The organism is Paraeggerthella hominis (assembly GCF_021044775.1).
Classification (GTDB): domain Bacteria; phylum Actinomycetota; class Coriobacteriia; order Coriobacteriales; family Eggerthellaceae; genus Paraeggerthella; species Paraeggerthella hominis.
Window position 1 is genome coordinate 21,952 of the sequence record NZ_JAJNOQ010000016.1, and the last position, 8,574, is coordinate 30,525.

Below are 8,574 nucleotides of genomic sequence, written 5' to 3' on the forward strand. Positions count from 1 at the left end.
GCGGTCGCGGTCGCTGCCGGGGGGGGCCGCGGTCGCGTTCGCCGTCGGGGGGGGGTCGCGGTCGCGGTCGGGGCCGCGAGCCGTCGGGAGACGGTCGCGTTCGCCGTCGATCCCCTGCCGCTGTCAAAACGGACGAGTTTTGCTGGTCCTCGAATCAGGATAATGGCAGGCGACGAGCTTCTGAACTGGCATGTTATAAAACGCCCGCAGCCGAGGCACCCCGAAAGGGCTGAAAACCGCCGCAAAACTCGCTCGTTTTGACAGCGAGGGGAGCGCCACGCGCTGCGGGAGCAAGATGGGGCCGCCACGCGAACTGAAAAAGCGGGCGCAAGTCGCCGCCCCAGGCCCCCGGCACGCCGGATGCCCACGCCCGCGCCGCGCGACGCGTCCCATGCCCGTACGCCGCGCACCGCTTCCGCCCCGGCGGAGCCGGGCGCCCCGCACCAGCCCCAGACCCCCGGCACGCACTACGCCCGCACCCACGCCCGCATCCGCGCCGCGCGACGCGTCCCATGCCCGTACGCCGCGCGCCGCTTCCGCCCCGGCGGAGCCGAGCGCCCCGCACCCGCCCCAGGCCCCGGCACGCCGGATGCCCACGCCCGCGCCGGCAGAGTCGGACGCCCCATGCCCGCACGCCACACCCCGCCCCGCCGCCAGCCTGCGGCTACACCTCGTCCAGAAGAGCCAACAGCTCCTGCTTCTTGTGAATGCCCAGCTTGGCGTAGATGCGCTTGCTGTGAGTGCGCATCGTGTTCTCGGATATGAACAGCATCTCGGCAATGGCGGGACCCGAATGCCCGCGCGCAACAAGCTCCATGACCTCGGCCTCTCGACTGGACAACCCGTACAACTCGCTCAGTCGCAGACACTGCTTCGACAGCCGATCCACCAAAGGCGCCGATCCCGCAACCGCAACCGCAGACGAAGCCGCGGAAGAGCCCGCCTCGCCCGACACCGCAGGATTCGCGCCCGCCGCTCGCGCGGCCCGGCCCTTCGCCGCGCTCGCCCGGCCCTCTTCGGACGCATCCGCCTCGGCCGTCGTGCGAGCGCGCACGGCGCGGCTCACGGCAATCTCCGCCGACGCCTCCTTCCGGCGAGCCTTCGGCGTGAGCATAAGAAACTCCAGGCGGTTAGTGTGCAGCTTGCCCACCCTGCGACCGACCAACGCAACCAGCAACAAAACGTACAGCGCAACCAGTCCCACAAACGAAAGCTGCTCGACGCCCAAGGTGACTTCGCTGCCGGAAGCGTAGCCCACCACGTACCCGCACATTTGCAGAAAGTACGTGATGGTGCCGTAGAACGCGAAAATGAACACCGGATTGATGCCGCTATCGCGGGATATCTGGCCGCAGTGCATCATGACCAGCACGGTGGCCAGCATGAAGCAGGCGTACGTAACCCCGCTGCCAATGATGGTGAACCACTCGCCCGCGAACGGAAGCACGATCAAGCAAGTCGCCGCCACCGGGAACAGCACCCGAAAAACGCTCATCAAGTCAACGTGGATGGTGCGTATACGCCATGCTCCGTAAAATGCCGCCACCACGGCCAGCAGCGCGAACATGGAAAAGATGTTGATGGTGCTGAGCAGGTCCTGGTGCGTAACCGCAATAAAGCGAATAGCGCCCGAGCAAAATCCCAGCGCGCCCACCGAAAGCGCCGGCAGCAAGCTCTCGCGCAAGGCGTTGCGATACACCAGCGCATGCTCGCGCGGAACGTCGTCGAACATAGGCTGCGCGTCGTCGGTGCCCTCCGCCGCGATCCACAGGCACAGCCCCGCCAACGGAACCAGCACAAGCGGAATCAAGTACGCCGTCAAAGCCGTGGGAATGAAGCACAGGAAAAAGTACAGCAGCGCCGAAAAGCCCGTGCCCTTGATGAGCGCCATGTTCCCCCGCGCGCTGTCGAGCGAAGCGAACACGCGCTGCCAGCTCATAAGGTATCCGGCCGATCCCACGCCTATGAGCGCCGCGGCAACCACGATAAGCGCGAACGCCAGCGATTCCAGGTACATAGCGCCCACCAGCATCAGCGGACCAAACGCCAGCGGAACGGAGAACGCCAAAACATGGGCCCGCCGGGCGAAGGCCGGACGCGCCCATGTGACCGCCATGCATACGCAGAACGCAGCCCAAAACGACGCTATCTGCACCGTGTAAAATACAATGGTAGTAAGCGGGGTCTGGCACGGTGCGGACAGATACGGGAAGATTCCTCCCCAAATCGACGTTGCGTTTATCGACAGGAATGCAGCGTACCCGAAGCTGGGGACGTCCGGTCTGAGTGCGGTTGGCGCGCGCATGTACGGAATCCCTCCTTTGGTTGTCGTGGTGCCATTCTAACAGACGCTCTCATGCCGAAAAACGGGGTGAAACTCAGCCATTCGACAATATGGTGATAGCTTTTACCTGGGGAAACGAAAATATCACAACATTCTGGTGACAAGGTTGCAACCCCGAAACATCTATAGTTTTCACCAGTTCGAACTGCATGGACGTGCCCTGCCGAGCGTTGACGAGGCGAAGGCAAGGCGCACGAAGCAAACGAGGAGCCTACGAGTATTGGAGGGGGTTGCATGTCGAACACCACGACATCCCAGGGACTGACCCGCCGCACCTTCGTGAAGGCGACGGGCGCGCTCGGCGCGCTTGCCGCCGCAAGCGGAGCGGCATCCCAAAGCCTGTTCGCCGACGCTCCGCAAGCCTATGCCGAAGACGCGGCTGGCAACGAGGAGATCGTCTGGACGCACTGCCACGTCAACTGCGGAGGCGCGTGCCCGCTGCAGTGCCATGTGCAGGACGGTGAATTGAAGTACGTCGAATCCGACAACACGGGAGACCCCGCATTCGGCGCCGTCGAGGCGCGCGCTTGCCTGCGCGGCCGCTCCATCCGCCCGTGGCTGGGAAGCGCCGACCGGCTGAACTACCCGATGAAGCGCGTCGAGGGCACGAAGCGCGGCGAGGGCCAGTACGAGCGCATCAGCTGGGACGAGGCGCTCGACATCATCGCCAGCGAATTCACGCGCATCACGAAGCAGTACGGCAACGAGGCCGTGTTCATCCAGGAATGCTCGGGCGTCGAGCAGAACATCATGATGAACAATCCCTTCTTCCGCCTGTTCAACCTGCTGGGCGGCGAAGTCACGCGCTACGGCAGCTACTCGAGCGCGTCCATCAGCTTCGGGGCGTACCCTTACACGTACGGCAAGTCGTGGGGCAACCGCTCGCTCAAGACCATCCAGGAAGGCGAGCTTGTCGTGTTCTTCGGCTTCGCGCCGAACGACATGCGCATGGCCGGCGACGGCCCGGGTTACGACCTGAACGTGGTTCGCGAGAAGAAGAACGCACGCGTCATCGTCATCGATCCGCGCCGCAACGAAACCTGCACGAACCAGGGTGCCGAATGGATTCCCATCGTGCCCGGCACCGACGCAGCCCTGGTAGCGGGCCTTGCCCATGTGCTCATTACCGAAAACTTGGTTGACCTGGACTTCCTGCACACGTACTGCGTGGGCTTCGACGAGGAGACCATGCCCGAAGATGCTCGCGGCAAGAACCTGTCCTACCGCGACTACATCCTGGGCACCGGCTACGACCAGGTGGAGAAGACCCCCGCGTGGGCATCCGCCATCACGAAAGTGCCGGAAGAGCGCATCGTGAAGCTGGCGCACGAGATTGCCGAATCCGACCCGTGCTACATCTGCCAGGGCCTTGGGCCCCAACGGCATACCAACGGCGACAACGCCTCGCGCGCCATCATGGTGCTGCCGCAGCTGGTGGGCCAGGTAGGCAAGCCGGGCACCACGTCGGGCGGGACCATCGGCAACGACGACATCGGCTTGAACACCCTGCCCACGGGCAAGAACCCCATCAAGGCGAAGTTCCCGAACTTCCTGTGGCCCGAAGCCATCCGCGACGGCGCGAAGCTGACCGCCGCCAACGCAGGCATCCAGAACGCCGACGGCCTGAAAGTGGGCGTCAAATTCCTGGTGAACTACGGCAACAACATGATGGCCAACCAAAACGCCGACATCAACTTCACCACCGATATCCTGCGCGACGAAACCCTGTGCGAGTTCATTCTGCAGTACGACATAGCCTGGACCGATTCGTGCAACTGGGCCGACATCGTCCTGCCCGACTTGACCCCGCAGGAAACGTACAGCCTGACGGCCGCCGGCGAGTCCAACGACGTCGAGGGCATCCGTTTCGGCCAGCCCCTCTACGGTCCGAAGTTCGAGCGCCGCGAAGTCTACGAGGTGTGCGGCGAGTTGGCGAAGCGCCTGGGCGTGTACGACGAGTATTCCGAGGGCGGCCTGACCCGCGAAGACTGGTGCCGCAAGCTCTACGACGAGCTGCGCGAAGACAAGCCCGAGCTTCCCACGTACGACGAGGGCGTGAAGATGGGCGCGTTCACGTACGACATCGAACCGTCCACCAAGGTTGACGACTTCATTTTGGATCCCGTGGCAAACCCGCTTAAAACGGCAACTGGAAAGATCCAGATCTACTCCCCCGAGCTGGCGAAGATCGCCGAGACATGGGATCTGCAGGAAGGCGACGTGATCTCGGCCATCCCCGTGTACTATCCTGGCTTCGACGGCCCCGATTCCACGACCGAAGAGTTCCCGTTCCAGATTGTGGACTTCCATCACAAGGGAACCACCCACTCGACGTACGCCGCCAACCCGACGCTGCACAAGCTGGCTCCGTTCCAGGCGTGGATCAACCCGATGGACGCCGCTTCGCGCGGCATCGCGGACAACGACAAGGTTCGCCTGGTCAGCGCACAGGGAGAAATCCGCACGACGGCCAAGGTGACGAACCGCGTCATTCCCGGAACCATCATGTACCCGCAGGGAGCCTGGCATCGCGCCGACATGCAGGGCGACCGCATCGACCACGGCGGTTGCAGCAACACGCTGACCAGCCGCCATTGCAACCCGGTGTCGAAGGGCACGGGCCAACACAGCGTAATCGGCACGATCGAGAAGGTGGAAGGGTAAGCCATGACGCAGTACGGTTTCTATTTCGACGCGACGCGCTGCACGGGTTGCAAGACCTGCGAAGCGGCCTGCCGCGACTATCACGACCTGCCGCTGGACTATTCGTACCGCCGCGTGTACGAGCTTGAAGGCGGCGGATGGACCCAGGCGGCCGACGGCACCTGGAGCACCGATTCCTACACGTACTACACGTCGTTCGCATGCAGCCATTGCGACAACCCGGCATGCACGCACGTATGCCCCACCGGCGCAATGCACAAAGACGATAAGGGCATTGTTTCCGTGGATACGCATCGCTGCATCGGCTGCGGTTACTGCGAGCTGGCCTGCCCGTACGGCAACCCGCACGTCGATCGCCAGAAGGGCCACAGCGTGAAGTGCGACGGCTGCGCGTCCCGTGTAGCCGCAGGCAAGCAGCCCATGTGCGTGGAGGCATGCTCTATGCGCGCCATCGAGTTCGGGCCGATCGACCAGCTGGAGCAAGGCGACGGCCGCGCGGCGGTAGCGCCCTTGCCCGATCCCAGCGTGACCACGCCGAACTTTTACATTAAGAACTGCGCGGCAGCGCAGCCGTGCGGCTCGACCTCGTGCGTCGTGGCCAACAAGACGGAGGTGAGGTAACATGGGTTCCGGATTCGAGCATGCCGCACTGGCGGTGTTCACCACCCTCGCTCCCATGGGCGCAGGAGCGTTCATCGTCCTGACGTACGCGTTCTTGGCAGGCAAGCCCGACCAGGCGGCCGCAAAGCGCCTCGACCGCTGGACCGCGCTGCCGCTGGCAGTACTGGCCGTGGGCTTTGCGGGTGCGTTCATGCACCTGGCCAGCCCTCTGGGAGCTTTCGGGGTATTCGCGGGCGTGGGATCCTCGCCACTTTCGAACGAGATCCTGGCGGGCGTGCTGTTCGTCGTAGCGGCTGTGATCTATTGGGCGCTTGGCCTGGCAGGAAAGCTGTCCGAGGGCGCACGTCGCGCGTTCCTGATTGCGCTGTCGGTTCTGGCCGTCGTGTTCTCGGCGTTCTGCGGCCTGGCGTACATGATGCACACCATCCCCACGTGGAACACCCCGACGTCCATTGTTCAGATGGTGGGCTTCATGGTGGCCGGCGGCACGGTGCTGGGATTCTGCACCGTGGGTCTTGCCAAGGTGGGACTGCCGAAGGGCGCCGGCACGGTAGCTCTGGCCCTCACGCTGGCCGGCGTTGTGATAGCCTCTGCGGGCTTCGGCATGCAGATCGCCGGGCTTGAAGGCATCCGCAACATCTGGGGATCGGCGGCGCAGCTGGTTCCGGCCATCGGCATGATGCTGGCAGCGTTCGCCGCGTGCGGTCTGCTGGGAGCAGTGCTGGCCTACGTCGCGTCGAAGAAGGCGTTCGCGCCGGCGCTTATGGTAGGCTCGTGCGCCATCGTGGCTGTCGGCGTGTTCGTAGCGCGCATCGGATTCTACGGACTGTTCATGGGAATTGCCCTGTAACGTCTCGTACAAAGCAGTATCCTCCCGGAATACGGGCGAGCGGTCTCCCTCCGCTCGCCCGTATTCTTTATACTGGTGGTTGCCGATGCACGTATCGGAAACCACCGCCCACGACACGCGAAAAGAGGCCCGACGCTCATGGAGACGGCGATCAACGAGATCACGCTCGTGCTGTTCACCACTATCGCACCCGCAGGCGTGATAGGCTATCTGCTTATGGCCGCAGCTATCGTACGCGCCAGCAAGAAGGACCGCGCCGACGCCATCAGCCGCCATCTGGTGGTTCCGCTTGTGCTGGCCATCTCCGGCCTCATCGCATCGGCCACGCATCTGGGCACCCCGGCGAACGCGCTGTACGTGATTACGGGCATAGGCAGGTCGCCGCTTTCGAACGAAGTGGTGGCCGCGGTGGCGTTTCTGGCACTTGGCGGCATCTACTGGATCATCTCATTTCGCAACGACCTTACCCGCGCCTTTCGCACCGCTTGGCTCGTGCCCACCATCGCGGCGGGCCTCGCGTTCGTGTGGTTCATCGGCGTGGCGTATTCGGTGCCCTCGGTTCCCACGTGGAACCTGCCCACCGCGCCGCTGACGCTGTGGCTGAACGCGCTGTCGAGCGGGCCCATCGTGGGACTGTTCGGGCTGGCGCTTGCTCGCCAGGAGCCGTCGCGGCGCGCGGCCTTCGTCGCGCTTGCGGTTACGGCCTGCGCAGCTGCGGCGAACGCGGGTGTTCTGGCTTTGGAGTGGCAAGCGCTTGAAGGCATTGTCACCACCACGACGCGCGCGACCGACCTTGTTCCCAACCTTGGCCTTTTGCTGGGCTTGTACCTGACGTTGGAAGCCGGGGCCGTTGCTTTGTGCGCCGTTGCCTCGCTGCGCAAAACGCTGCCAGCGCCCGCGTCGATCGACCCCTTCACCGTTGCCCGGCGCACCGGCACGGTGCGGCTGCTGCTCACTGCGGGCGCCGGAATGCTGGCCCTTGCCGCTTCGTTCGCCGTGCGCTTCGCGTTCTACGCCATGCACATGACCGTGGGCGTGTAGGAACCCCGAACCTGCCCGGCTTGGACCGCCCGGCCCCCTCTGCTGTCAAAACGGACGAGTTTTGCTGGTCCTCGAATCAGGATAATGACCGGCGGCAAGCCTCTGACCTGGCATGTTGCAAAACACCCGCAGCCGGGTCGCCCCGAAAAGGCCGAAAACCGCCGCAAAACTCGTCCGTTTTGACAGCGAAGGGGGACGTCACGCACCGCGTAAGCGGGATTGAGCCGTTGCCGCAAGCGCCGACCGCAGGTCGAAAGCGAGACACGGTGACCGGGCGCCCCGAATACCGCCCGCAAAAGCCGGTCAAGAATACAAATGGGAGACGATTCCGCCCGATTTCTTCACGAAACCGTCGGGTGCTGCGATACTGCGGCCATACCCAATCGGCCTCCGACATACCGGAGGCCCCAACGAAAGGAATCGCACATGAAGATTTCCGCTCGCAACCAGCTTAAAGGCACCGTTTCGGGAATAACCGAAGGGGCCGTCAACGGCGTGGTGTCCATCAACTTGGGATCCACCGTAGTCAAAGCCGACATCACCATGGAGGCCATCGCCGACCTGGGGCTTGCCGAGGGCATGAGCGCCACGGCTATCATCAAGGCCAGCAACGTCATGTTCGCTGCCGGAACCAAGCGCATCGCAGGCATCTCCGCCCGCAATCAAATTCCCGGAACCATCGCATCCGTGAAAAAGGGCGCCGTCAACGGCCAAGTGGCGTTGAAAACCGCCGAGGGTTCCCTCATCAAGGGTTCCATCACCAACGAGGCTATTGAAGAGCTGGGGCTGGCAGAAGGCGGCGAGGCGCTTGCCATCGTGAAGTCCACCGACGTTATGGTGGGCGTGGAGTAGCCCCTCCCCCCATTACAGTTAGACCTGGCTCTGCCGGGTCTTTTCTTTTCCAGCTCGATCCGCAAGCGGATTACGATGAGGCGGACCCTGCGGGGTTGCTGGCCGACCCGCCCCGGATGGCCCTTCGTCCCTGCCTCTCGCGAAGGCCCGGGGGGTGTTGCCACCGGGGACGGGCGCCGCGGCGAAGGCTGATAGAAACCTG

The 8,574-nt window shown here is 64.0% G+C and carries 6 protein-coding genes; 5 read left to right on the top strand and 1 reads right to left on the bottom strand.

Annotated elements, in window-relative coordinates:
* Positions 1-664: 664 nt before the first annotated feature.
* Positions 665-2,305: a helix-turn-helix transcriptional regulator gene (locus LQE90_RS12010; protein ID WP_225749901.1), complete on the bottom strand. Its 1,641-nt coding sequence runs from the start codon at positions 2,303-2,305 to the stop codon at positions 665-667.
* Positions 2,306-2,578: 273 nt separating this feature from the next.
* Between LQE90_RS12010 and LQE90_RS12015 the strand changes: the two genes are divergently transcribed.
* From LQE90_RS12015 to LQE90_RS12035, 5 genes are all read left to right on the top strand, one after another.
* Positions 2,579-5,008, top strand: coding sequence for a DMSO/selenate family reductase complex A subunit (locus LQE90_RS12015; protein ID WP_216529966.1), 2,430 nt, complete (start codon positions 2,579-2,581; stop codon positions 5,006-5,008).
* 3 nt (positions 5,009-5,011) lie between these two features.
* Positions 5,012-5,629, top strand: coding sequence for a DMSO/selenate family reductase complex B subunit (locus LQE90_RS12020; protein WP_216529967.1), 618 nt, complete (start codon positions 5,012-5,014; stop codon positions 5,627-5,629).
* 1 nt (position 5,630) lies between these two features.
* The gene (locus LQE90_RS12025) at positions 5,631-6,479 is read left to right on the top strand and encodes a dimethyl sulfoxide reductase anchor subunit family protein (protein ID WP_216529968.1); all 849 of its coding nucleotides are present in this window, start codon (positions 5,631-5,633) and stop codon (positions 6,477-6,479) included.
* Between the two features lie 138 nt (positions 6,480-6,617).
* Complete coding sequence (locus LQE90_RS12030; protein ID WP_216529969.1) at positions 6,618-7,520, top strand: dimethyl sulfoxide reductase anchor subunit family protein; 903 nt, start codon at positions 6,618-6,620, stop codon at positions 7,518-7,520.
* 426 nt (positions 7,521-7,946) lie between these two features.
* Positions 7,947-8,372 (top strand): TOBE domain-containing protein, encoded by a 426-nt coding sequence (locus LQE90_RS12035; RefSeq protein ID WP_216529970.1) that lies wholly within the window; start codon positions 7,947-7,949, stop codon positions 8,370-8,372.
* Positions 8,373-8,574: the final 202 nt, after the last annotated feature.